This is a genomic window from Sphingobacterium sp. lm-10 (assembly GCF_023554555.1).
Taxonomy (GTDB): Bacteria; Bacteroidota; Bacteroidia; order Sphingobacteriales; family Sphingobacteriaceae; genus Sphingobacterium.
In genome coordinates this window covers 172952-198256 of the sequence record NZ_JAMJWC010000001.1, presented here as the reverse complement: position 1 = coordinate 198256, position 25305 = coordinate 172952, and the positions used below count along the sequence as shown (strand labels likewise).

Sequence of the window (25305 nt, the reverse complement as noted above, 5' to 3'; positions counted from 1 at the left end):
TAGACGACATGATCGATAAAAATCAGATTTACTAAAATCATCACCATGAAACACGAACATATTTATAACGATAAAGGAGAAAGGATTTGCTGCAATCAAACACAGAAAGTGTATAGCAACGCAGGTGCAGAAAATCTATTGCTACCCGAATCGCCTTTGGAGAAACATGCTGGAATGGAGCAGGAAGTCGTGATACAACATCATGATGATGGACATGATCATACCCATAGCGAGAAAGCGACCTGGTTGCTATTTCTAGCACCCATAGCATCACTTACCTTATTGTTATTGGCCATCGGTTTTGACAATTGGATACAATTAGACTGGTTTACAGGTGCACCACGATTAATCTGGTATGTAGTAGCTTACTTAATCGTTGGGCTTTCGGTGATGCGCGATGCCTTGCAAAGTATCATAAAAGGAGAAGTGTTTTCAGAGTTTTTCCTGATGAGTATAGCTACGCTCGGGGCATTTTATATTGGTGAATATCCAGAAGGTGTGGTCGTGATGTTATTTTATGCCATCGGTGAAGTATTTCAGACTTTAGCAGTTTCGCGTGCAAAAAGCAATATAAAAGCTTTATTGGATCAACGACCAGACGAAGTAACGCTGCTAGAGGGAAACACACCAAAATTAGTGAAAGCAGAAAATGCACAGATAGGCGATGTCATACAACTTAAGCCCGGAGAAAAACTGGGATTAGATGGAGAACTGGTGTCCGAGCGGGCGGCTTTCAACACCGCAGCACTAACCGGCGAAAGTAAGCCGGATTCCAAGACAAAAGGCGACTTTGTACTAGCCGGGATGATCAATCTGAATACAACTAGTCGAGTACGCGTTACTGCTGCCTACAAAGACAGTAAACTCAGTAAAATTTTGGAATTGGTACAAAATGCCACTACACAGAAAGCGCCAACAGAATTATTTATTCGAAAATTTGCTAAAGTGTATACGCCCATCGTAGTGTTACTTGCCATAGCCATCGTTTTAGTCCCTTATCTTTTGGTGCAGCATTATGAGTTTGATACCTGGCTATACCGTGCCCTTGTTTTCTTGGTGATATCCTGTCCATGTGCCTTGGTCATATCCATACCCTTAGGCTACTTCGGCGGCATTGGAGCAGCCAGCCGAAATGGCATTCTTTTCAAAGGCAGTAATTTTTTAGATGCTATGGCCAATGTACAACACGTGGTGATGGATAAGACCGGCACGATGACAGAAGGTGTATTTAATGTACAAGAGATCAAATTTGACCCGGCTTTTGATGAAAAGCATATCCTCGCCTTGGTAAATGCGATCGAGAGTATGAGTACACACCCGGTCGCTACTGCTATTCATAAACACGTAGGAGACGTAGACCGCTCTATCGTACTGCAGGATGCAGAAGAGATCGCGGGTCAGGGACTAAGAGCCATGGTGGATGGGAAAGAACTGCTAGTGGGTAATTTTAAACTCATGGACAACTTTGCTATTGATCATAAAGTCGATGTTTCTTCCATTATCTACACCGTCATTGCGGTAGCTTATGGAAAACAATTTGTAGGATATATAACCATCGCGGATACCATAAAAACTACTGCATGGGAAACCATCAATCAGCTTAGCAACTTACATGTTCGCACGACGATGCTCAGTGGGGATAAAAATACTGTGGTGCAATATGTGGCCAAAAAATTGCGTATCGATCAGGCCTATGGAGATCTATTACCAGAAGATAAAGTGAATAAGGTAAATGAAATAAAGGCGAAAAAAGAATCAGTAGCCTTTGTGGGGGACGGCGTGAATGATGCGCCTGTAGTAGCGTTGAGTGATGTGGGCATTGCGATGGGCGGACTTGGAAGTGATGCGACTATCGAGACGGCCGATGTGGTTATTCAGGATGATAATCCTTTAAAAATCCCGATGGCCATTCGCATCGGCCAGAAAACAAAAAGCATCGTTTGGCAAAATATCACCTTAGCATTTGTGGTAAAAGCAATCGTGCTTATTTTAGGCGCAGGAGGTTTAGCGACCATGTGGGAAGCCGTATTTGCGGATGTAGGCGTCTCTCTGATCGCTATCCTCAACGCGATCCGTATTCAGCGGAGCAATTTCAACAAGCCATCGCAGAGAAAGGTTTAAAGTGCGGCATAGTCGGAGGCGAGCGATCATTTTTCGAGTAAGAATAGATCGCTCGTGTTTTCAACCTGTATTCTAAAGATCCATTCACATTTAAGATGGTTGGTTCTTAAAAACTGTATCGCAACCCGAATTGCATTTGCCAACGTGATGCGAAGAAATCTATGGAATAATCAGTCACGTTGCTTTCGTTAAATGTATATAAAGGATAAGCTGTCGCAGACCCTACCTGTCCTGCAACAGGAGTAAGTCCTACGCTCGAGGTGGAGTTAAACGTATTGGGCGAAAAATATTGGATACCCCAATTTCTAGACAATAGGTTTGTCACGTTGATGATATCGTACGTGAATGTGATGGTTTGTGTACGCTTGCCTTCGCGCATAATATTGAAGTCTTGCGAGAATCTAAAATCTGCTTGATAGTTCCATGGCGTACGCGCGCCGTTCCGTTCTGTAAACCTCCCCCGTCTGCCGCTTAGGTAGCTATCGCCATTTATATAAGCATCGAATGCGGCGGATTGCGCTCTGCCCTCGTCTGTCTGTGCAAAGAACATTCTGGTCTCATCAATAGAGGGAATGTAAGCCAAGCCAATGTTTTGAGCAGTTCCATTGATCGTCCGATTCACAAATCCTAGTATGTACGGCAATCCAGATTGTGCATTGAAAAACAAGGAAAAGTTAGACAGCATCTTTCCAGCACCATTCCAATCTGTCCTATAATTCAACGTACTCACGATGCGGTGGCGAACATCGAAATTGGAATAAGCCAGCGTCGGATTATTTGGATTAAGAGATTGATTAAACTGCCAGTTAGATTCCATAGAATTACGGATACCATTGGTATTGTCTTTGGACTGTCCGTACGTGTAGGCTGTCATGATATCCAAGCCATGTGTAAAGCTTTTAGAAACCTGCCCTGTTAAGCTATACCGATATCCTTGGTTTGTATTGGACAATAAATAAGCATTAGTATACAATGGATTGATGGCCTGCGAACCGTCTACCGGACGGTAAATAGGTTGCTGTCGGTCTGTATCGTAGGGTAAATAAATAGGATTATCCCGCAGATTGACGTACGTGAATTGCAAATCGCTGATCACCCTAGTATAAATACCTTCTAATGTAAACTTCCAACGATCTTCTGTTAAGTAGTCGAAGGCCAGATGACTTCTCCAGGCTTGTGGCATCTTGAAATTGTTATCAATCAAATCCACTTGCGTAGCACCCGTCACATCGTTAGGGTTCACTCCTTGATTCTGGACAAATCCCGCTGCCCCCACTCCTGTCATGGCGTCACGAATTGGATCAGAACCAGTAACTGGCGTTACAATATTATTGCCGGAATACGTATATCTTCTATCAAATGCGCCGTAGCTATCCCCATTGTTATAATAAGCGTACCCTAGCCAAGCAAATGGGATTCTTCCGGTAAAAACACCTGTACCCCCGCGCATGACTAATTGCTGATTGCCCAGTACATCGTAATTAAACCCTAAACGTGGCGATACCTGCACCTGACCAAGGAATTGATTGCGAATAGCACTCGGTTGTGTATAGGTAAATGTAGTGCCATATTGCGGATCGATCGGAGATTCGGTTGTTTTTGGACTTAGGCTAGGTTTGTCTGGCATTTGTGCCATATCAAAACGTATACCTGGAGATAGGTGTAGGCGTTGACCGATCTGTATATCATCTTGTGCATAAAGGCTATATAGATTAACGCGAAACTGAGCTGGCGGATTATCGATGATATTATCTCTGGTATTGTCTAGGTAATTGAAATTAGTTCGGACACGATCAGGACGATTGTTTAAAAAATCATCGACGCTCCCGTAATTTACACGTCCATTCCATGAATTCACAAAGCCATAATTGATATTGTAAAACTCATTATGCGTACCAAAGGTAAAATGATGATTGTCTTTGATCCAAGTAAAATTGTTCGTTAATTCAAAAGTACGCTGTTTCAAATCAAAAATACTGGCCTCTCTATCCGTACCCAAAAAGATCGTACCGCCAGCAGAAGATATTTCAATTTGTGGCAAAGCAGCATCAGAAGACGGACTTCTGTAATCATGAATGCTAGAATAGCCAAGCAAAAAACTATTAGACATCGTGCTATTAAAATGGCTTTTCAACTCTGCCACCGTGGAATTTTGATTATTCACCTGGCGGAAATCGATACTTCCAAAACGGAAGTTTTGCTGATCGCGCTCCAAGTTGGTGGCTTGCGAGAAGATCGTATTGTTGCGCACCGACAAATTATGCTTGTCGTTGATGATCCAGTCTACCCGGTTAAAGAACTTGTTGGACCGAGAAAAGGTATTGTAATCTCCATATTCTCCAGCATCTAGATTATACCTAGAGGCCATATAATCGGTAATTTGTCTTGCTTGTTCTAAGTTGATAATCGGCATATCTGCTGAACCAGCTGCCAAAATCACAGGATCCTGCCTGCGGGTGATCTCTTGATTAGTAAAGAAGAATAATTTGTTCTTTATAATCGGGAAACCTAATCGAAAGCCAGTCTGATATTCGTAAAAAGAAGAAGGTAATCTGGAGTCATCACCTGCTCGATTTCTTCCTGTGATAGTGGCATTTCTTCCAAAAACGTATACAGATCCGGTAACCTCATTGCTACCGCTCCGCGTCACTGCGTTGATACTTCCACCTAAAAAATTTCCAATCTTTACGTCGAAAGGCGCTAAATAAACTTGAATATCTTGTATTGCATCCAGCGAAACAGGATTTGTCCGCGTGCTGCTTCCTGGTTGGCCAGAGGTATTGCCCTGCCCTCCTAGCGACGGACTGAAACCAATCGCATCATTATTAATAGCTCCATCTAATGTGACATTATTATACCTAAAATTGGTACCCATAAACGAGTTATTTGAACTTTGCGGGGTCGTACGTGTGAAATCTTGTAAACTACGGCTGATGGATGGCATCACCTTGATCTGTTTCTCATTTATTCGTGTACCGCCTCTAATATTCTGATTGGCTCGACCATATACCACTACATCATCGATCACAGCAGATTCTTCCTGTAGTACAAAATGGTAATTTGACAGACCTAAACTTAAATTGGCATGGGCAATTACATCTGTCGAAAAACCTATAAATGTGGCTTGTAGCGTGTAGGGGCCTCCAGGATTGAGATTGGCAATAGTATACCGGCCGTCCGCATTCGTTGTGGAGGTATAGCTCGATCCGGTTCCATCATTCCTTACCAGAATGCTGACACCCGCCATAGAATTTCCATTTTGATCTGTCGCTCTCCCAGAAATGGTTGAACTGGTGATCTGAGCTTGACCGGAAGAGATAAGGCCTAAAAAAATTAATATACTAACCAGATAATACCTCATACTAAATAATTTGTGTTGGTATTCAAATATCGCACAAACATATTACCTCAATGTTAATTAACTTTTAAAGTTTTATTTTAAAGAAAAATAAATAAAATTAAAGAAATATCTATAAATCGCATTTTTTATTGACTAATATCAAACTATTATGCAACTCTATTATTCAAAATTAGCACCTTGTAATACAGATTCTCCTTATATCATTGGTCATAGCTTAAGGATAACCCAAAGTTTTATTATTCGCCTAAGCATGCAGTGATTGAGTTAAATTTTGATATATTTGAATGGCTTTAGGGGTATTCTTTTAAGAATTGAGACAGTCCCTTCGAACCTGATTCGGCTCATACCGGCGTAGGGAAAAGCGTGTAACAGATCCTCTTTGATTTGCTTCCATTTTCCATGGTACCCCGTTTCACTTATTTTTTTGACTTCGGATTAAAAACATGGAAAAATATAAAGTCCCCACCGTATTAAGTATTGCCGGATTTGATGGAAGTGGTGGTGCTGGCATACAAGCCGATACCAAAACTATTTCTGCTTTAGGCGGCTATGCCATGAATGTGCTCACTGCATTACCAGTGCAGAACACACAAGGCGTTCGAAATATATATGACATTCCTACTCAGGCAGTCAAAGATCAATTGAAAGCTATTTTTGAGGATATCTATCCCGATGCCATCAAGATTGGTATGGTGCATTCCGTAGAATTGGTCCATTGTATTCATACAGAATTAATCCATTACGATGGTCCGGTTGTATACGATCCCGTCATGGTATCCACTAGTGGCCATCAGCTGATACAAGAAGATACGATAGCGGCCTGTGCTGCCCTATTATTTCCCCGAGCTACTATCATTACACCCAATTTGGATGAACTGGGCGTCTTAGTAAACAAAAATATTCAAACCGTTTCCGAGATGGAGGTCGCTGCAGCGCAACTGATTGGTAACGGTTCGCAGGCTGTATTGGCAAAGGGCGGCCATCTAGCGAGCTCGCAATTGACTAGCCTTCTTTTACAGAAAAACAAAGCTGTACAGGCATACCAATCCTTGCGTATAGATACCCGAAACACCCATGGATCCGGTTGTACACTCTCCAGCGCTATAGCCACATTTTTAGCCATGGGAGATGCATTGGATGCTGCAGTTCCTAAAGCGCTGGACTACGTGTATCAGGCATTGCTTTCTAGCAAAGATTTGCGAATAGGCGAAGGATCTGGACCCCTTAATCATTTTCATAATCCAAAAAAATTACATATTTATGAGTTGGAGCAATAAAGCCTGGACCAGTATCGAACCAATCTACGAACAGATTATTAACATGCCATTCATTCAAGAATTGCAGCATGGAAATTTGGCCTTAGAAAAGTTTCAATTTTACATGCAACAGGATGCGCGTTATCTGGAACAGTTTGGTCGCGTACTCGCATATATAGGTAGCAAAACATCTGATAATGAGCAAGCCATTGACTTTTTTGACTTTGCAAAAAATGCGTTAATTGTTGAAAAGGCATTGCATGAAACCTATTTTACACAATTTAATGTGGTAGATACCCATGCAGATAGCGAAGTGCAGCCCGTATGTCACCATTACATTCATTTTCTAAAAAGTACGGCTGCATTTGCTCCGCTAGAAGTAGCCGTAGCCGCCGTCCTGCCCTGCTTTTGGATTTATAAGGTTGTGGGCGACCACATTTACAAAAACTCCCAAAAAGATAATCGGTATCATGCTTGGATTGATACCTATAGCGGAGAAGAATTTGCTGAAGGCGTTCATAAAGCCATTGCTTATGCAGATAACATGGCCAATAACACCACCGCAGAAATTCGCGATGAAATGTGGGAAGCGTTTGAAAAATCCTCGCAGCTTGAATATCAATTCTGGGATGCAGCGTATCAATTGACACGTTGGAAAAAGTAATCATCCATTATTATAATAAATAATTATCTTTAAAAGAAATATTAAACGATATTTACGTTTAATATGATTAAATATGGGCTTTTATTGTGGGGAATACTGGTCTGCATTTTATGTAGTTCTTGGGGATTCTTTGCACACAAACTGATTAATAATACTGCTGTATTCACCCTGCCAACAGAGCTTTCCGGATTCTTCAAATTGCATATTAGAGAAATTACCGAGCGGGCCATTGATGCAGACAAACGCCGGTACGTCGATTCAGCAGAAGCGGTTCGCCATTATATAGATGTGGATCGCTACGAAGAACTACCCGACTCTATTCCTATCCATTGGTCTCAAGCGAAAGAAAAATACCAGGAACGATTGCTCAAGGCGCGTGGCATTGTGCCCTGGCAGATTGATCTTACATACCGTAATCTTGTAGCCGCCTTCTCCGCCAAAGATGTATCACGTATTATCCGCCATGCAGCAGATTTAGGTCATTACGTTGCCGATGCCCATGTGCCCTTGCATACCACTCAAAACTATAATGGGCAGTATACCGATCAGATTGGCATACACGCTTTTTGGGAAACGCGACTACCTGAGATGTTTTACGGAGACTATGATCTATTAGTCGGAAAGGCCGAATACCTATCCGATCCATTAGAGACGGCGTGGAACGTTGTAAACCAAAGTTATCTGTTGGTAGATTCCGTATTATCAGTAGAAAAAGAACTTTCCCAAAAAATCCCGGCCAACCTGCAACGTGCCTACATTACGCGGAATAATGTACTTGGGTTACATTATTCCGATCATTATGCTTCGGCCTATCATACGGCATTGAATGGCATGGTGCAGCGACGACTCCGATCATCCATCCATCTGGTCGGATCCTATTGGTATTCTGCCTGGGTAGATGCTGGGCAACCGAAACTTCAAAATCTAGGATCATCTTTCGCTGCAACGTTTGATCGCGATACGACGCAGATTTTTCCAACCAAATCACTTGGTCGGCAGGAGTGGCATTAAATTATCGCTTGGTGTATCGAAGACCTAATGTCTGCCAACGACCAGGCATCGGTACGGCTCCCGCCTCCACGTAAGTCACGTCCCAAAGATTTTGCATATCAGCAAATACCGTAAACGCCCCTATGTCATAGGCAGCCCTAATATCTGAGATCACATAGGCGGTTGAAGAGGCGCGTTCAATAAATCGATTCGTAGTCGAAAATGACCAGGCATTTACTCCATAAGATACGGTACTATTCACCTGATGCTTCAAATTTTCGATCTGATAACGGGATATCACACCTCCACTAGTGGAAGCCACACTAGGATTGAGATAAGTATAGCCAAGGCGGATCCTAAATTCGGAACGACTGCTCAAACTCTGGCGATAATCGGAAGAAAAATGCAGTCCACGCATGCGGTTGTTATCCACATTATTGGCTTGGTAAGGCTCATCAATACTATTCCTTTGCCAATCAATAAACTGCGCCACATTACGATAGAAATAACCTGCCTGTGCGGTAAAATTCCCCAACTGATACCGCAAACTTCCTTCTGCCTGCCAGGCATTTTCAGATTGTAAGTCCGGATTTCCGATATTACCGGGCCGCTGATCAAGATACAGGTCTGTAAACGAAGGGATACGCTGGCTGGAACCTACATTGGCCGCAACACGCCATTGTGGCAGGAAATTATAGGCTACATCAATGCCCGGAAAAGCTTGCCAGCCATATTGAGAATTGTAATTCACATAGGTTCCAATGTTCAGCAGTACATCCTGGATATATTCCGTTCTAAACTCCGCATAGTATCCATGATTCTGCCGGCTATGATTACCAATGTTGGAACTTTCTATGCGCTCCCACCTGGACTCCGCTCCTAGACCTACATCACCGACATTGGTATGGTAGCGTGCATTCAGTTCGGCCGACCACACATCTGTCTCGTGCTCACTGCGTGCGCGGGAAAGGTCGTTTCTGAAATACCTGTAATCGTCTTTATTATTACGGTAACTTAGCCGAGGACTGATACGCAGACGGTCATTGAGATCGTGTTGTGAACTGATCGCAGCAATAGCAGTACGCACGACTTCTTCTGCCTCGACATCTCCTGGCGCTGCATAAAAACCGTTAGCGCCAAATTTATTGCCGATATAACCACCCATTACTTGAATTTCATCTTGCGCACTCAACTGTATTTTATTCTCATAAAAAGCTCTGAAAGCCTCCGATGCGGTATTATAGCGTTGTCCATTGCTTTTTTCTGTAGTAAGGTACAGCTGGTGCTGATGTTTTTCTCGCACAAATTGTCCACCCAGCTGATGCCCCATGCCATAATAAATGCCAGATCTGCCAGGCTCCTCCTCGACGGATTTAAATGATGAACCAGCGTATGTTTGTGCAAAAATTTCGGATGATACTGCTTTCCGGGTAACGATGTTGACAGATCCGGTAAGACCATTAATACCATAAATACGGGATGTAGGGCCACGCACTACTTCAATTCGTTCGATCGCCTCCAAGGGTATAGGAAGGTTTAGGCTGTGGTGTCCTGTTTGTGGGTCACTCATCTTGATCCCATTCACCAATACGAGCGTTTGCTCGAAGCTTCCTCCATCAATACCAATATCTGCCTGTGTACCAAAAGGACCTCGCTGCCTTAGATCTACGCCGTTAATATGGGTAAGCACCTCGTTGATCGTTCGCACCGGCATACGCCTAATCTCTTCATACGTAATAATCTCAATATGGCGGCTATTTTTATTGAAAGGTACCTGCAATCTATTTTCTTGGATCATTACTTCCGAAATCTGGGAAGTATCTCTATCCACCATCTGGCCGAATGTAGTAGCATATGACAACACGCCAAATGCTAATAGCATATTTTTTATGTATTTGGCCAGACCGGCCCCGTCTAAGTAAGTTCTGCGACTCATGATTTTTATTTTATTGGCGCAAATGTAGTATATTGCCGGACTGCAATACCACGCCACTTTTTAAATAATGACTAGTCCGGCTAATATTTCAATCCTCACTACCCTGTCCATTGACAGATCTGCTACAAAAGATCTCTACCTGCAAATCGTAGAGCAGCTCGCTAATGCGATCCAGCGTGGCCTTCTTCGTGAAGGCAGTAAGCTTCCTGGATCACGTAGCCTGAGCGTGCTATTAAAGGTGCATCGGCAAACAGTAGTGGCTGCTTTTCAGGAGCTGGAATCACAGGGCTGGGTACAGACTTATCCAAATCGAGGCGTTTTTGTTCTGAGCAGTCAATTGGCAGACCCTGCTCGGCTACAGCCAGAACAGATAGCGTCTCCAAAACAACACTATCCATCGCGGGTTGGATTTACATTCAAAAAGTCCAACATCCTAGATAATCCCTGGACAAACACCATTAGTGATTTTACGATGGATGATGGTGTTCCAGACATTCGGCTCACGCAAATCAATCAGCTGTCTACCTTCTATTCAGCGAATCTGAAACGGAAAAGCAATAGGAAGAAGCTCGAAAGATATACTAGTGAAGGGAGCGAGTATTTCAAGGAGCAATTGTGCACGTACCTTCATCAGTCCCGCGGATTGCGCATCACCGAGCAAAATATTCTGGTTACCCGAAGCACCGAAATGAGCTTGTACATTATATCCAAAGTAATGCTTTCTCCCGGCGACATCGTCGTGGTGGGATCATTGAGCTACTTTGCGACAAATATGATTTTGCAGGAATCGGGAGCCAGCATGCAAACCGTTCCTGTTGATGACAATGGCTTAGATACGGATAGCATTCGAGCGTTGTGCCGCAAAAAGCAGATTCGTATGGTGTATGTAACTTCTCACCATCATTATCCTACAACGGTCACTTTAAGTGCACAACGCAGAGTAGAGTTATTAGCATTAGCTCGCGAGTTTGGTTTTGCCATCGTGGAAGATGATTATGATTACGAATTTCGGTACGACCAACAACCTATTTTGCCCATGGCTAGTGCCGATACCGATGGCATGGTAATCTATCTTGGTTCATTTGGAAAAACCCTTGCCCCTGGTTTCCGCACCGGGTTTACGGTAGCGCCCGACGACATTATCATGGAGATGCGCAAATACTTGGGCATCATTGATCGGCAAGGCGACATTACGATGGAGCTGGCATTGGGTGAAATGATCGCTGAAGGCGAAATCAATCGATACGCCAAGAAATCATTGAAAATGTATGAGCAAAGACGCGCGCATCTGGTAAATTTACTTCAGAACAATTTTCCACAGCACGTACAATTCGAATCGCCCCGCGGTGGCCTCGCTGTGTGGACCATCTGGAACCGAACCATCAATCTATCTCAACTAGCGACCCATTGTGAAAAGTTGGGCTTGCATATTCCAAGAAATCTATTGTACCAACATAAAGATATGGCGGGCATGCGCATCGGATTTGGACGAATGGACGAAGGAGAAATGAGTGCTTGTATTGACAGAATGCAATCTGCCTTACACGAAATGGATCGGACGTAAAATCCGTATTGCATTAGCAGACAAATACCTTTACATTTGCTTCCGAATTTAGGGCTGATAATTATCCCCTTCATACCCTGAAATCATACTATATAGGATTTTACAACATGCTTAAAAAAAGTTTGATATCACTGGCTTTCGGATCATTTGCGATCGGAATGACAGAATTTACCATTATGGGCATCCTACAGGATATCGCCTTGGATCAGAATATTAGTATCCCCAGCGCAGCGCACCTTATCGCTATCTACGCATTAGGAGTAGTCGTTGGAGCGCCTACGCTAGTATTGTTTACCAGCAAATACCAACCGAAGAACGTCCTCTTGTTTTTGATGCTTCTTTTTGTGTTATTCAATAGCTTGTTTGCGGTGATGCCGGATTATAATTCATTGATGATTACGCGCTTTTTATCAGGCTTGCCACATGGCGCCTTTTTCGGTGTTGGCTCGGTAGTCGCTACACAGTTGGCCACCAAAGGCAAAGAAGCTCAGGCAATCTCCATCATGTTTACCGGCATGACGCTGGCCAATTTATTTGGTGTGCCACTGGGCACCTATATCGGCCACCATTACTCTTGGCGCTGGACGTATGGCATCATTAGCCTTTGCGGACTTGCTACGATTGCTACAGTGTTTTTTTGGCTCCCTAAAGTCGCTAATTATCAAGCGCAAAACATGTACAAGCAGCTTAAATACTTCACCACCAAAGAGGCCTGGATTCTAATCGCGATGATCTCTATTGGTACAGGAGGTCTATTTGCTTGGATGTCTTATATTTCACCGTTGATGACTAAAGTAGCACAATTACCTGAATCACATGTGAGTTACATCATGGCATTGGTGGGCTTGGGTATGGTGGTTGGTAATTTTCTGGGTGGGCGCCTTTCGGACAGCATAGGATCAGTGCGTGCTTCTATTGTCTGTTTCTCCTCGATGGCGGTGTGTTTACTCCTGGTGTATTTCACCATCCACATTGAACATTTGGCTTACTTTTTGGCTTTCCTAACCGGAATGATCTCGTTTACGATCGGATCTCCGCTACAGATCACGCTGATCAACTCAGCACGTGGTGCGGAAACCTTGGCAGCAGCCGGCGGACAAGCGGCATTTAATATGGGGAATACCTTGGGGGCATATTTGGGCGGTATTCCAATTACCTTCGGATTGGCCTTTAATTCTCCGTTATTAGTCGGTATTGGAATGGCTACTATTGGCGCGTTGATTGCCTTCTATTACAAATTGTTGAGCAATAAGACTAGTCTGCCAGAGACCGCGGACGCTTAAAACATTTTCATGCGCTATGGTGTTATCCTAAACAAACACCATAGCGCATGAAAAAGCAGTTTTTCGGTTTATTAAACAGATTGAATAATGCCATACTTCCCAGTTACAGCAAATTAGATCCTGCTGGACTGACGAAATTTCAGCAGGCTGTACTAGCGTTTCGCTATTATGTGCTGGTTCAATCTAAAGACTAGGTTTGCACGCTGTCTAAAACTGGTTTCTTCCTAGAGAAACCCTATTTTTACGGTATGATATACCTGGATAATAATGCGACGACTCGTGTAGACGAGGATGTGCTTGCCGCTATGCTACCTTATTTTGCAGAAGCATATGGCAATGCGTCCAGTGTACAACATCGATTAGGTAGAACCGCGCAGGAGGCCATTCAACAAGCGCGGAAAATCATTTGCAACGCCCTTTCCATTCAAAATCCAGATGAGCTCATCTTTACCAGTGGTGCCACAGAGGCGATAAACATGGCTATCAAGGGCATCGTGGCACGTTATCGCAGTATAGGAAGTCACGTGATCACCTGTAAGACAGAGCATAAAGCCGTGTTGGAAACTTGTGCACAAATAGAAAAAGAAGGTAGTAAAGTGACTTACCTGTCTGTATTACCCAATGGACAGATTGATCTGACGCAATTGGCGCAAGAGATTACGAAGGAAACCATCTTGGTGAGTATAATGGCTGCAAATAATGAGACTGGTGTAGTACAGCCCATAGCAGAAATCGCGCGCATATGCCAACAACGTGGAGTCTTGTTTTTCTGCGACGCCACCCAATATATTGGCAAGCATGGTGCATTAAATTTAGCGCAAACTCCGATTGATTTACTGTGCCTTAGCGCCCATAAATTCCACGGGCCCAAAGGCATTGGGGCTTTATATATACGCCGCAAAAGCAAGCCGATACAAGTTGCGCCATTGATCGTTGGCGGCAATCAGGAAGGCGCTCAGCGAGGAGGCACCTACAATGTACCTGCTATAGTAGGGTTTGGCGCAGCTATGCACGAAGTGCAAAAGCAAGACTGGAAAAAGATAGCTGCACTACGTGATTATATGGAGACATCGCTTATGGCAGTAATACCACACGCAGCGATAAATGGCCTTCATTCACCACGTATAGGGAACACCTCTAGTCTGACCATCAGGCACGTACTTGCTGCGGAGCTAATGAATCGCCTGCCTGATGTGGCTTTCTCTACCGGCTCCGCCTGTGTGGTCGGCAGCAGAGAACCTTCGCACGTACTACTAGCTATGGGTTTATCAGAAGATTTGGCACGTTGTACCATACGCTTATCGCTAAGCAAATATACCTCTCAGAAAGATATTGATGATGTGGTAAAGCAGATAGCCTATGCTGTTGAAAAACTCCGAGAGCAATCGCCTGTATGGGTGCTGTTTGAAAAAGGTTTGCTCGACTAAAAGAGTGAATTATAGCCCTACCGGAATTAACGCTGTGGATTGGATATCGCGCACGCTGATCTGATTCGCTAAATGACTTTTCAACTTCGATCCATCGCCGTGTATCGTCCATATTTCCAAAGGATTTACTCCATTTATATAATGTAAAAGATCAGCCCAATCCACATGGTCAGAGATATATAACGAGAGGTCATTATGCTGTTGTAACTTGGCCCAACCTGAGGCAAAAACACGCGCCACATTTGTTGCCCGAAAGTAACTATTAAACGTTAACGGCGGCACCAAATAGACCTTATTAGCAATCCCTTCCTTCATGTCTTTACGCCCATAAACCTTGTAATTTAGGGATGCCGGACTATACTGATCGTACAGACGGTGTGCCATTAACATACGATGATGCAACAGCACCACTTTGTCGGGACAGTAGGTATTGAGCAAATGGGTGATGCGCTGCGCCTTACCAAGTGTGTAGCACCCCAACAGGATATTGCTATTTATCTCGTTCAGCTGTTGTATTTCCTGCGCAGGATCTGGGTGCTGTACCGTAGGGTCTGCAAAAGTGGTTTCTGTAATGAGTACATCGGCCTGTACAAACTGTATCGGCTCGCAAGTAGGATCATCCTGCAATTTGTAATCTCCGGTATATAGGTATCGTACGCCTTGATACTCCATCAGGATCTGAGCTGAACCAAGGATATGGCCAGCGGCCAATAGCGTGATCTTTATGCCGTTTATAGTCCAGCTTGTATTGAATGGTACCGCAGTGTATGCTTCTTTGGTATATTTTGGAAATCGCTGTTGCATAAACGCTACCGTGAAGGGAGTGGCGTACGTATCCAGATGACCTGGGCTGGCATGATCGCCATGGGCATGAGATACGATCGCGGTCTTTACAGGATATAGTGGGTCGATATAAAAATCACCGTAACGGCAATAATAGGCATCTCCCTTTTTAACCAAAAAATCAGATAGAATCGTTTTACTTTTCATAGTTTATCAAACGCTCATGTAGTGCCATTACTTGTGAAATCAGCGATTCAACACCATCGTTCAGGATGATGGCGTCTGCCAGCGGCATTTTATCACGATCTGGCCATTGTTTTTCCATGCGCGCGCGTGCCTGTTGCTCTGTTACCTTGTCCCGCTCCATTACACGCTGAATACGAATAGCTTCATCTGCCGTCACCATAATAGTGAAATCCAGGTTTTTGTACGAACCGCTTTCAAATAATAGCGCGGCTTCTTTCAAAGAATAGGGGCCTCGCTGAGCGTCGGCCCAAAGTGCGCCAGCTCGAATCACAGCTGGGTGTACAATGCTATTGAGCAGCGCAAGCTTATCCTTATCGTTAAACACCACTTCGGAAAGGTATGCCCGATCTAGCTCACCAGAAGATTGATAAACCTGCTTTCCAAAAGCTTGCTTGAGCGATTCGACGACAGTCGCATCGTCTACCATAATATTCTTGGCTTCTCGATCTGCATCATAGACAGGAATGCCGAGTACCTTAAAAATTTGACAAACAATACTCTTCCCGGCACCAATACCTCCGGTAATTCCTACTTTAAGTCCCATAATTCTATAATCGTACAAAAAAGTCAATATTCTGCGGCTCTATGCGCAATACCTGGCAGTACGGTGGCACCTTTGTTAATTGAACGGGCAAGCTGGTAGCACGACCGTGTGCCCAGTCGTCCATATCTACTACCGCTTCAAAATCCCGCGGAGTCCATTTACTATAATCCAAAAGCGAGATAGAAAGGGTGACTTTCACCTTGCCCGGAATGGTGCGCACGGACGTGTAAGATTCCGCATTTTGAACCCGTATGGGTAGCTCAATAACTTTCTCTGTCATCTCGCCAATCGGAATCAAAATCTCTGCAAAGGTAGGATAGATGGCAATATTGGCCTTGTTGTTTCTATTGAGATAGCTAACCGTACGCACATCATTATCAACCAATTCTCCTTTGATACTGTCTGTTTCAATGAAAGCGATTTCATCTACATCTTCTGCCGGCCCAGTAATGGTTACGAATGCAGGATTGGTTCGTATTTCACCTACAATTCCGTACTGCTTGCGATACGTGATGCCGTATACCGGTTTCACCGGAACACGCTTCTGCGTTTGCTTGGAAAAGTCGAAATATAAGGTGTCTGGCGTGACCGAAATGGCCTGCTTATTCACGGGAAATTGCTTGTTGATGAAGCCAATCTGATTACTAAATGCGATGAAGTTTCGTGTTTTTAGCCCACCCAAGTCTACTTCAAGCCGAGTAGTGTCTGGCTTGAATGTTTTCAGTAACACATCCCATCCACTCATTTGCAATCGAACTTTTACCATATCAGATTGTAAGGGGTGGAATGCTTTCTCTTCTGGAAGATTAACGTAACTCACCCGAGACATTTGCAGGAAATCGTAGGTACTGGAAATGGCAAATAAGGACCATGCAACAAATGATACTGCCAGGCAGCGCATAAACACGGTGATTTTGCGCTTTTGAATTTTAGAAAATCTGCGTCCTAGCATACCTACAAATGTAGCATTAACCAATTAAATAACCATGACTTTTGAATAGCACGAAAGCCATTCTTCTATTCGAAGAACGGCTTTCCATATACCTTTTAAGAAACGGAGCTGCTTATGCTTGTTCTTTCTTTTCTACTTTCTCTACATTCAATGCCTTAGAAGCATCCAATGAAACGGCTGATTTATCAAAACGAATTTTGACACCAGAACCTACATCGACCAAGAAAGAGGTCTCACCTACTTCTACAATGCGGCCGTGAATACCCGCTGTTGTGACAATTTTAGCATTCACTCCTAATTCCTGAATATATTTTTTATGGTCTTTTTGTTTCTTCATCTGTGGTCTGATCATGAAAAAATAGAAAACCACGAAAATCAAAATCATAGGAAGGAACATGCTTAGTCCACCGCCTTGAGCTTGTAATAAAATTGTTGATAGCATTATATTAAGTATTAGATTTATAGATAAATGGATGCGATTAGCTTACCTCTCCCTTGAGCTGAACCGTTTGAATATTGTTTTTGGCATTGGATACCACTGTAACGATTTTTTGCTGCTTTCCAGATTGTCCATGACTATCGAAACGTACTTTGACTTCGCCTTCCTGGTTTGGGGCGACCGGAGTTGCTGTATACTCCGGTGTGGTACAACCACAAGAAGTAGACACGCGTGATACGATCACAGGCTCTGTGCCGGTATTTTTGAATTTGAAGGTGTGCTCTACAACTTCACCATCTCCTATCTGGCCAAAATCGAAGACATCATCAACAAATGAAATCTCCCCATCACCTGTGCTAGCTTTTGTTCCCTCTTCAGTTGCACTAACGGCACCTTCAGAAGTACTATCAGACGTTTTATTTGCATTGTTACAAGCAAATAACAGCAGTAAACTCATCACCGCAGATATGTTTTTTATATGCTTCATGGCTTTATATTTTTCTGAATAATTAACCCTGTAATCCTCTACCTTCTTTACGTATCCGGCCTTGCTGTTTTAGGTCAGACAAAATCTTATCGAGGATACCATTTATAAAGGTACTACTTTTCGCGGTACTGTAATCTTTCGATATCTCAATGTATTCGTTCATCGTCACTTTCACGGGTATGGTTGGAAAATGCAATAACTCGGTGATTGCCATCTGCATGAGCAAGCTATCCATCAATGCGATACGGTCCGATTCCCAATTTTTTGTTTTATCACCCACCAATACAGCATATTCTTTTTGGTAGCGTATTGCTTTAGACAGTAACTCCTGCACGTATTCCTGATCTTCGGCCCAACTTGGAGTAAGATCAGCCAGCTTATTTTGCGCCGGATTATCGCTGGAGAAATTTTTGAACGTTTTTGCGATCATTGCCTGCAATACTTCTTTGTCTACCGACCAATCGATGAAACGAGCTTCCAGTGATTGCTCGATATTCGGAGTTTTCAGAATAATCTTCTTGAATACATACTTAATAATGTCCTTTTCCTTTGCGATGGATCGATCTTCGTCTTGCAAATAGGCAGTGTACGTCTCAGAAGCTTTTAGTTGTGCATACACCGAACGAACGATTTCGGGATCGAAGCTCCAATCCACCTTGTATTTCTTAACCTTCTCCACATATACCCTATTTTGACGTAAACTTTCTATAAAGGCATTGTTATTTAACTTAGTGGATGACAGGAATTTATCCTTATCGGATGGCAACCATTTCTTAGCGCGCTCTTCGGAGTCGATGACTACATATTCAGCCACTTCATCCAGCAAATTTAAGGTCCATATATACATATGGTCTACCTCTTCTATGCTTCTGAACAAAGCATTTTCGAAATCTTTGATACTCTTATCCTCGGTGAGGGAATACGCATAAAGCGCCTGCATAACTTTTACGCGGAGATGTCTTCTGTTTAGCATTTTTTAAAGAACGGGTGTGTATGTAAGAACGAATAATATGTATTTATTAGTAAGAAATAAGCATTCTATCTGCTTATTTTAATTTACGAAGGTCAAAGATACGCTTTTCTGCCAATTGTTTGGCCGCTTCATACGTAGATACATTGTCTTCATTCGCTTTTTGCACTACATGCCTTGTCGCGGTGTAGATGTGGCGAATAAGGTATTCCGTGCGTTCCGCTCCGTATCCTTCCAATTCGGAATAGCAGCTGATAAGTGCTCCGGAGTTAATCAAAAAGTCTGGCGCATACAATATGTTGTGCTCCTTGAGCAATTGAATGGTACGTTCTTCTTCTTTTAGCTGATTATTCGCCGAACCAGCGATCACTTTGCAGCGCATGCGTGGCACAGAATCTGGATTGACCGTTCCGCCCAGAGCACAGGGAGCATATACATCAATATCATGCTCGAAGCTGGTCGCGTACGTAAGCGGCTCTGCTTTATATTTAGCAGCGATTTTCATCTTACGCTCTTCCGTCATATCGGTTACATATACACGAGCATTTTCACCGCGCAATAAGGCTACTAAATGCTCGCCTACACTACCAACTCCTTCTACAGCAATCTTGCGGCCGGCTAAGTTATCATCTCCGTATAATTCTTTGATAGCTGCCTTAATACCATAAAAGACGCCTTTAGCAGCAAACACCGTGGTATCACCTGCCCCATTCAGCGAAGCTGGAAGTCCGGCTACATAATCGGTCTCGGCATGAATGTGCTCCAAGTCGATTTGAGAAGTACCTACGTCAGTAGAAGCAATAAAATTACCGTTCAATCCTTCTACAAAACGGCCAAAGCGGCGCATAAGCAATTCAGATTTTTGTGTACGATGGTTTCCCAAAATAATAGCACTACCACCACCCAGATTCAATCCCGCAAGAGAAGCTTTGTAGGTGATAGCCTTTGACAAACGCAACGCATCTTCTATGGCATCATCAAAAGACTCGTAAGGCAACATCCGCACCCCGCCAATGGCCGGGCCCAAGGTCGTATCGTGAATGGCTACAATAGCCTGCAATCCGACTTCTGGATCCTGACAGAAAAATAAATTTTGGTGATCTGATACTTTCATCAAATCAAACAAAGAATGGCCTAGCTGCTGACTCATGGTGCTTATATAAAAGAATTATCCTCCGCAAAATTAGAAATAATATTTCACGTGCAGAATTTTATTACATCAAATACTACCCTACCAATACCTGTTCATTTCCGCTTAAATTTAGGAAATCAGATCGCGGATATTTCCGTACTTTTGCAGTACATGAAAGAGCTTTCTTACCTCAATAAATACTTCTATAAATATCGGTGGCACGTAATACCGGGAATCCTATTTGTCATCATCTCTAACTATTTTGGCATATTGCCTGCGAAAGTGATTAGGGAAGCTTTTGACCTCGTGCAGGAAAACATTGATCTCTACCGTTTGTACGATGGATTTGAGCGACAAAGCCTTATCTACAGTGTATTTGGCACTAGTTTATTGTTTTTTGGTATTGTAGTATTGGCTTTATCGTTTCTAAGAGGAATATTTTTGTTTCTGATGCGTCAGACATTGATTTTGACGTCTAGGCGTATTGAGTATGATATTAAAAATGAAATCTATGCCCATTATCAGGCACTTGACTTTAGCTTTTACCGCAGAAATAACACCGGTGATTTGATGAACCGGGTGACGGAAGACGTGAATCAAGTCCGAAATTATCTGGGTCCTGCAATCATGTATGCGATCAACACCATCGTATTGTCTATCATGATCATCTATGCCATGTATAGTGTCAACGCCACGCTGGCCACCTATTCCCTATTGCCTATACCGATTTTGGCTGCCGTAATCCTATTCGTAAATAAAGTAATCAACCGTCGGAGTACGCGCATTCAGGCAAAGCTCTCCCAACTCTCTTCTTTTGTACAGGAAACATTTTCTGGCATTCGCGTCGTAAAGACCTACAACAAGGAAAAGCAAAAGTTGGATATGTTTGCCTCGGAAAGTAACGCTTATAAAGACCGAATGCTAGATTTGGTACGTGTACAAGCTTACTTCTTTCCGCTGATCATTCTTTTAATCGGCTTGAGTACCATCATTACAGTATATGTGGGTGGTTTGGAGCTAAGTAAGGGCAATATTACTGCAGGTAACATTGCGGAGTTTATCATCTATGTTAATCAATTGACGTTTCCTGCCATGTCGTTGGCTTGGGTTACCTCTTTGATACAACGAGCCGCTGCATCACAAAAACGCATTAACGAATTCCTGCAAACGAAATCCGATATTCCGAATGGTGCTATCGACGAAGAACTGAAAGGACGGATTAGAATGGAAAATCTAACTTATACGTACGAAACTACAGGCATACAAGCCTTAAGAAATATAAACGTGGATATTGAGCCGGGAACTACTGTCGCGCTGATAGGACGTACCGGATCGGGCAAAACCACACTGGCGAATATGCTACTCCGGATGTTTGATACCGATGAAGGTCGTATTCTCTATGATGGGCATGATATTCGCGATTTGCAAACAACCAGTTTGCGTAATCAAATCGGCTTTGTACCTCAACAGGTATTTCTTTTCTCGGACACCATTGCCCGAAATATCGCATTTGGTCTGGATACACAGGATGACGAGCAAATACAGCAGGCAGCACGTGATGCGGCTGTTTATGACAATATCGTGCGGTTTGAAGAAGGTTTTGAAACCTATATCGGTGAGCGCGGCGTTACCTTGTCGGGCGGACAGAAACAACGACTTTCGATTGCTCGTGCCTTGGTGAAAGATCCTCAAATCTTGATTTTTGACGATTGCTTGTCTGCGGTGGATACGAAAACTGAGGAAGAGATCCTTACTAATCTATCGCGCATCATGGAAGGCAAAACGACCATCTTTATCGCGCATCGTATCTCCACAATAAAAAATGCAGATCTCATTCTGGTGATGAATAATGGTGAAATCGTAGAGCGCGGCACGCACGAGGAACTTTTAAACCAGCAGGGAGAGTACGCCAACCTCTATGAAATGCAGCTGTTGGAAAGTGCCGAATAAAGGGATGATTTTTGTACAGAATTTGCTTTGATATTATTCGTGAAATAGTATATTTGCATGCAAATCAATACAACGGGGGATTAGCTCATTTGGCTAGAGCGCTTCGCTGGCAGTGAAGAGGTGATCGGTTCGAATCCGATATTCTCCACATACGTAACTTTTATTTATTTAGTTACAATATTAAAGGGGTTTAAGTCTACACTTAAACCCCTTTATTTCTGTGTGTTACAACGGTTTAAAGATACATATCCCACCCCTATTCTCCCACGATACATTTTATAATTCCTACTGTTTTTTACTTCATTTTTACTGTTCTCGCCACACTTCTGCCACACTTTTTCAAGTGGGCCACGTGCGCTATTTAGTGGAGAAACAGGTAAGGCTACCACCTTAAAAGAACTTATGAATTCCTTTTACCACCATTATCAAAAGCTTCCATTTATTTACTCTCTAAAAAGCTCTAGAATCAATTATTATAGATCCTTACACAGAGTGTTGTTAAATCGATACAATTCGTGTTAAATTAGCTTATAAAGGGTAAATTTACCGTGTGATAACCCCCCTACTAGGTTTTATCTAATAGGGGTAAAGTATTATTATAATGATTCTACTTGATTTGTATACCTTCTAGGCTTTGCGTTAAAACATCTCTAGCTTGATCGTGTTTTGTTGATTCACTGATTAACGCTATGTAGTGACTTATTTGTTCAGCATCGATCAATATTACGGTCTTAAAATCATAAAGCTTCGCAACATTGAATTTTTCGAAAATTACTTGAAATAGATTGCACCTAAACTCTTGATGTGACATATGTTGATGAGTCTTACTCTTAAAAACATTTCCTTTTGTGTCACAATAACAATATAATATCACATTATTAGCTTCCATAAAATTATGGATGACAGCGAAAATTTTCCTTAAATCTGAATAACTATTTGTAACATCATACTCATCTAGGGAAATGAGGGTAACGTCATATACCGAAACACCACCTATTTCTAAACCTTGATCAATCAGTTTAGTTGCAATGTCTGTAAAACTTATACGATACTCCCTATATCCTGTGTAAACCTGTACATCAGTTTGTAGGTGCATCAAACAATCGGAGCTATTATTTAATAATATAGGTAAAACCTGAAGTTTTCTTTAAGAGTAATTTCTTTCGTTGCTCTTTAGCTTCGGCCAGTCCCTTAACAAAATCTATAAGTTTTGTTGATGGCTTTTGGATTACAAGAACTTCACTTTTCATATCTCTTTTGTTTACGTTACAAATATAACAACTACCTTTTAATAGACAAGCATATCTACAAATAGTTTAACAGTAACTACCTTAATAACAGGCGCTTTTTCAACAAAACCTTCTTACATATTAAGCCGTATAGACATGATCGATAAACGTGAGTTCATTGCCAACCAAAGAATAGTTCCCTTAGATAAACTCATCCTCAATGTGTCTATGATCGCACCTTTTTGGATGTAATAATGCGTTACAAAATCCTATTCTTATACTGATGTTCCCCATCTGCGCAAATTGACATAATCTCCATTTACCGATTAGCATTGTTTCGGTGATTTTGGATTTACCAGGAGTGATGTTAAATCTATGCTTTAAAAGCAGTAAAATCTCGTAAAAAGATTGTCCCATCACGACTGATATATGCTCACACATTGAAAGCGTTTAATGCTAGTTCCTTTCTCTGCTTTTATTAATCCATGTATCTAATTATCTTTATGTTGTGATTTACTATTAAAGCACAACGGCCAAAGCAATTATGAATAAAAATCTGAGAAAACAGCACGCGGTAAATAGCGACTGGTCTAATTTCATACAAATTTGTATGTACGCGCACCCTGTTATCAGTATTTTTCTAATCGTATCTTTTCTAGTGCAACACAATATCATCAACAACCACGTGGTTGAAGTGCTGACATCGGTTTTCTACGAACTCGGCTTTTTGGTTATCTTACTTTTCCTGATAGTCAACGTTATCATCGTCATACGTCAGTTTATCCGACCATCTATCCCCACGAATAGTAATCTTTGGTTAATGGCGTATACATTATTGAGTCTCGGGATTATTTTTCTGCCAGATGCGCTCCATATCATGCCATCCCTGAGAGGTTCGATCCCAACATAAGCGCTAGCAAGTGATTAGCATTAGCGAAATCCGCCTACCCTTGCACGACCGGCGGCATCGAAAACGCTATTAGACCTTAACTGAGGATAGCTCCACCATTCCATTATTAGAAATTTCCGAATTTGAAGCATTATTTCCGAATATGCACTTGCATATGTGGTAGGCAGCTAGTACATTTGTACTGTTGTTTATATTTAATCTAAATAAATATAAATAAACACTTCTAAGTACATTATCTCTTCTCAATACAAATGTCGTAGTCTCCCAAGCTACGGCATTTTTTGTTTTGTATCGTTTTGATAATAGATCGCTTCTTCGTGCCTCATCGCGATGACGTAATAATGGATGCTTGCACACCTATTCCAACTAGTTGTGTCCTCATTGCGATGACATTTTAGCCGTCATTGCGAACCTGAGGTACGAAGGTGCGGCAATCTGGCGTCTCAACGTTATAACCGTTATTAACTTCCTAAACTCAGCTATAAATAGATCGCCTCTTCGTACCTCATCGCGATGACGTAATAATGGAAACATACAGACCCTACTCCAACTAGTCGCGCCTCATCGCGATGACGAAAGTACGAGGTAACGCCGCCATCTATGGATATCAATCAAAATATAAAGGGCGAAACCAGCCGGTCTCGCCCTTTATATGTGTTGATTAAATCCTCTTAATCAAGGATCAGTTACTTTTACAATTGCTTGTCTAGTTTCTCCGTTAATACCGATTTAGGTACTGCACCGACTTGTTTGTCTACGATCTCTCCATTTTTGAAAAACAATAATGCAGGGATGTTACGGATACCGTAGCGTACAGAGATATCTGGGTTGTTATCTACGTTTACTTTACCGATGACCGCTCTACCATCATAGTCTTTAGCGATCTCATCCACCACTGGACCTACCATGCGACAAGGACCACACCACTCTGCCCAGAAATCTATTAAAACTGGTTTATCCGATTTCAACACCACTTCGTCGAAGTTGCTATCTGTAATTTCTAATGCCATAATTTTATTCCTATTAATTTATCTCTACTAACAAATATAACTAATCATTTG

22 protein-coding genes, 1 tRNA gene and 1 riboswitch are annotated in these 25305 nt (G+C 42.4%); of the genes, 11 read left to right on the top strand and 12 right to left on the bottom strand.

Annotated features, from left to right (window positions below):
* Nucleotides 1–45 precede the first annotated feature (45 nt).
* Complete coding sequence (locus M8998_RS00825) at nucleotides 46–2121, top strand: heavy metal translocating P-type ATPase (RefSeq protein ID WP_249990081.1); 2076 nt, start codon at nucleotides 46–48, stop codon at nucleotides 2119–2121.
* A 106-nt stretch (nucleotides 2122–2227) separates the two neighbouring features.
* Here M8998_RS00825 and M8998_RS00820 read toward each other — a convergent pair whose 3' ends face one another.
* A complete protein-coding gene (locus M8998_RS00820) occupies nucleotides 2228–5482 on the bottom strand; it encodes a TonB-dependent receptor (RefSeq protein ID WP_249990080.1) in 3255 nt (1084 codons plus the stop codon).
* 282 nt (nucleotides 5483–5764) lie between these two features.
* Nucleotides 5765–5857, top strand: a riboswitch (TPP riboswitch).
* A gap of 68 nt (nucleotides 5858–5925) precedes the next feature.
* Here M8998_RS00820 and thiD point away from each other — a divergent pair.
* The 3 genes from thiD to M8998_RS00805 all read left to right on the top strand — a co-directional run bounded on the left by thiD (nucleotide 5926) and on the right by M8998_RS00805 (nucleotide 8413).
* Entirely contained in the window at nucleotides 5926–6759 is an 834-nt protein-coding gene (thiD, locus tag M8998_RS00815; protein WP_249990079.1) for a bifunctional hydroxymethylpyrimidine kinase/phosphomethylpyrimidine kinase, read from the top strand.
* Nucleotides 6743–7402 (top strand): thiaminase II, encoded by a 660-nt coding sequence (gene tenA / locus M8998_RS00810; RefSeq protein ID WP_249990078.1) that lies wholly within the window; start codon nucleotides 6743–6745, stop codon nucleotides 7400–7402. The genes thiD and tenA overlap by 17 nt, the downstream gene beginning before the upstream one ends.
* 63 nt (nucleotides 7403–7465) lie before the next feature.
* The gene (locus tag M8998_RS00805) at nucleotides 7466–8413 is read left to right on the top strand and encodes a zinc dependent phospholipase C family protein (protein WP_249990077.1); all 948 of its coding nucleotides are present in this window, start codon (nucleotides 7466–7468) and stop codon (nucleotides 8411–8413) included.
* A 1-nt stretch (nucleotide 8414) separates the two neighbouring features.
* On the opposite strand, the gene M8998_RS00800 is transcribed toward M8998_RS00805, so the two are convergent.
* Nucleotides 8415–10328 carry a TonB-dependent receptor plug domain-containing protein gene (locus M8998_RS00800; RefSeq protein WP_249990076.1) on the bottom strand — a complete coding sequence of 638 codons (1914 nt, stop codon included), beginning with the start codon at nucleotides 10326–10328 and terminating at the stop codon, nucleotides 8415–8417.
* Between the two features lie 67 nt (nucleotides 10329–10395).
* Between M8998_RS00800 and M8998_RS00795 the strand changes: the two genes are divergently transcribed.
* The 4 genes from M8998_RS00795 to M8998_RS00780 all read left to right on the top strand — a co-directional run bounded on the left by M8998_RS00795 (nucleotide 10396) and on the right by M8998_RS00780 (nucleotide 14602).
* On the top strand, nucleotides 10396–11892 hold the full coding sequence (locus M8998_RS00795; RefSeq protein WP_249990075.1) for an aminotransferase-like domain-containing protein: 1497 nt from the start codon (nucleotides 10396–10398) through the stop codon (nucleotides 11890–11892).
* Between the two features lie 107 nt (nucleotides 11893–11999).
* The gene (locus tag M8998_RS00790) at nucleotides 12000–13175 is read left to right on the top strand and encodes an MFS transporter (RefSeq protein WP_249990074.1); all 1176 of its coding nucleotides are present in this window, start codon (nucleotides 12000–12002) and stop codon (nucleotides 13173–13175) included.
* A gap of 47 nt (nucleotides 13176–13222) precedes the next feature.
* The gene (locus tag M8998_RS00785) at nucleotides 13223–13369 is read left to right on the top strand and encodes a hypothetical protein (RefSeq protein WP_249990073.1); all 147 of its coding nucleotides are present in this window, start codon (nucleotides 13223–13225) and stop codon (nucleotides 13367–13369) included.
* A 54-nt stretch (nucleotides 13370–13423) separates the two neighbouring features.
* Nucleotides 13424–14602: a cysteine desulfurase family protein gene (locus tag M8998_RS00780; protein WP_249990072.1), complete on the top strand. Its 1179-nt coding sequence runs from the start codon at nucleotides 13424–13426 to the stop codon at nucleotides 14600–14602.
* Nucleotides 14603–14611: 9 nt separating this feature from the next.
* On the opposite strand, the gene M8998_RS00775 is transcribed toward M8998_RS00780, so the two are convergent.
* The 7 genes from M8998_RS00775 to M8998_RS00745 form a co-directional block, all read right to left on the bottom strand.
* Complete coding sequence (locus M8998_RS00775) at nucleotides 14612–15592, bottom strand: MBL fold metallo-hydrolase (RefSeq protein WP_249990071.1); 981 nt, start codon at nucleotides 15590–15592, stop codon at nucleotides 14612–14614.
* On the bottom strand, nucleotides 15582–16175 hold the full coding sequence (gene coaE / locus M8998_RS00770; protein ID WP_249990070.1) for a dephospho-CoA kinase: 594 nt from the start codon (nucleotides 16173–16175) through the stop codon (nucleotides 15582–15584). Before coaE ends, M8998_RS00775 begins: the two co-directional genes overlap by 11 nt.
* Before the next feature lie 4 nt (nucleotides 16176–16179).
* Entirely contained in the window at nucleotides 16180–17076 is an 897-nt protein-coding gene (locus M8998_RS00765) for a hypothetical protein (RefSeq protein ID WP_249990069.1), read from the bottom strand.
* Between the two features lie 163 nt (nucleotides 17077–17239).
* Entirely contained in the window at nucleotides 17240–17569 is a 330-nt protein-coding gene (gene yajC, locus M8998_RS00760) for a preprotein translocase subunit YajC (protein WP_249990068.1), read from the bottom strand.
* A gap of 37 nt (nucleotides 17570–17606) precedes the next feature.
* The gene (locus M8998_RS00755) at nucleotides 17607–18053 is read right to left on the bottom strand and encodes a DUF1573 domain-containing protein (protein WP_249990067.1); all 447 of its coding nucleotides are present in this window, start codon (nucleotides 18051–18053) and stop codon (nucleotides 17607–17609) included.
* A 22-nt stretch (nucleotides 18054–18075) separates the two neighbouring features.
* Nucleotides 18076–19026: a transcription antitermination factor NusB gene (gene nusB / locus M8998_RS00750; protein ID WP_249990066.1), complete on the bottom strand. Its 951-nt coding sequence runs from the start codon at nucleotides 19024–19026 to the stop codon at nucleotides 18076–18078.
* A 73-nt stretch (nucleotides 19027–19099) separates the two neighbouring features.
* Nucleotides 19100–20173, bottom strand: a complete 1074-nt coding sequence (locus M8998_RS00745) for a Glu/Leu/Phe/Val family dehydrogenase (RefSeq protein WP_249990065.1) — start codon at nucleotides 20171–20173, stop codon at nucleotides 19100–19102.
* 153 nt (nucleotides 20174–20326) lie between these two features.
* Here M8998_RS00745 and M8998_RS00740 point away from each other — a divergent pair, with 153 nt between their 5' ends.
* Together M8998_RS00740 and M8998_RS00735 are read left to right on the top strand one after the other, a co-directional pair.
* On the top strand, nucleotides 20327–22105 hold the full coding sequence (locus M8998_RS00740) for an ABC transporter ATP-binding protein (RefSeq protein WP_249992414.1): 1779 nt from the start codon (nucleotides 20327–20329) through the stop codon (nucleotides 22103–22105).
* A 74-nt stretch (nucleotides 22106–22179) separates the two neighbouring features.
* Nucleotides 22180–22253, top strand: a tRNA-Ala gene (locus M8998_RS00735).
* Nucleotides 22254–22712: 459 nt separating this feature from the next.
* Here M8998_RS00735 and M8998_RS00730 read toward each other — a convergent pair.
* Together M8998_RS00730 and M8998_RS00725 are read right to left on the bottom strand one after the other, a co-directional pair.
* Complete coding sequence (locus M8998_RS00730; RefSeq protein ID WP_249990064.1) at nucleotides 22713–23204, bottom strand: hypothetical protein; 492 nt, start codon at nucleotides 23202–23204, stop codon at nucleotides 22713–22715.
* Nucleotides 23205–23217: 13 nt separating this feature from the next.
* Entirely contained in the window at nucleotides 23218–23355 is a 138-nt protein-coding gene (locus M8998_RS00725; protein ID WP_249990063.1) for a hypothetical protein, read from the bottom strand.
* A 523-nt stretch (nucleotides 23356–23878) separates the two neighbouring features.
* On the opposite strand from M8998_RS00725, the gene M8998_RS00720 reads away from it, so the two are divergent.
* Nucleotides 23879–24244, top strand: coding sequence for a hypothetical protein (locus tag M8998_RS00720; RefSeq protein ID WP_249990062.1), 366 nt, complete (start codon nucleotides 23879–23881; stop codon nucleotides 24242–24244).
* Between the two features lie 692 nt (nucleotides 24245–24936).
* Here the strand turns inward: M8998_RS00720 and trxA are convergent.
* Entirely contained in the window at nucleotides 24937–25254 is a 318-nt protein-coding gene (gene trxA, locus M8998_RS00715; RefSeq protein ID WP_066750467.1) for a thioredoxin, read from the bottom strand.
* Nucleotides 25255–25305 lie beyond the last annotated feature (51 nt).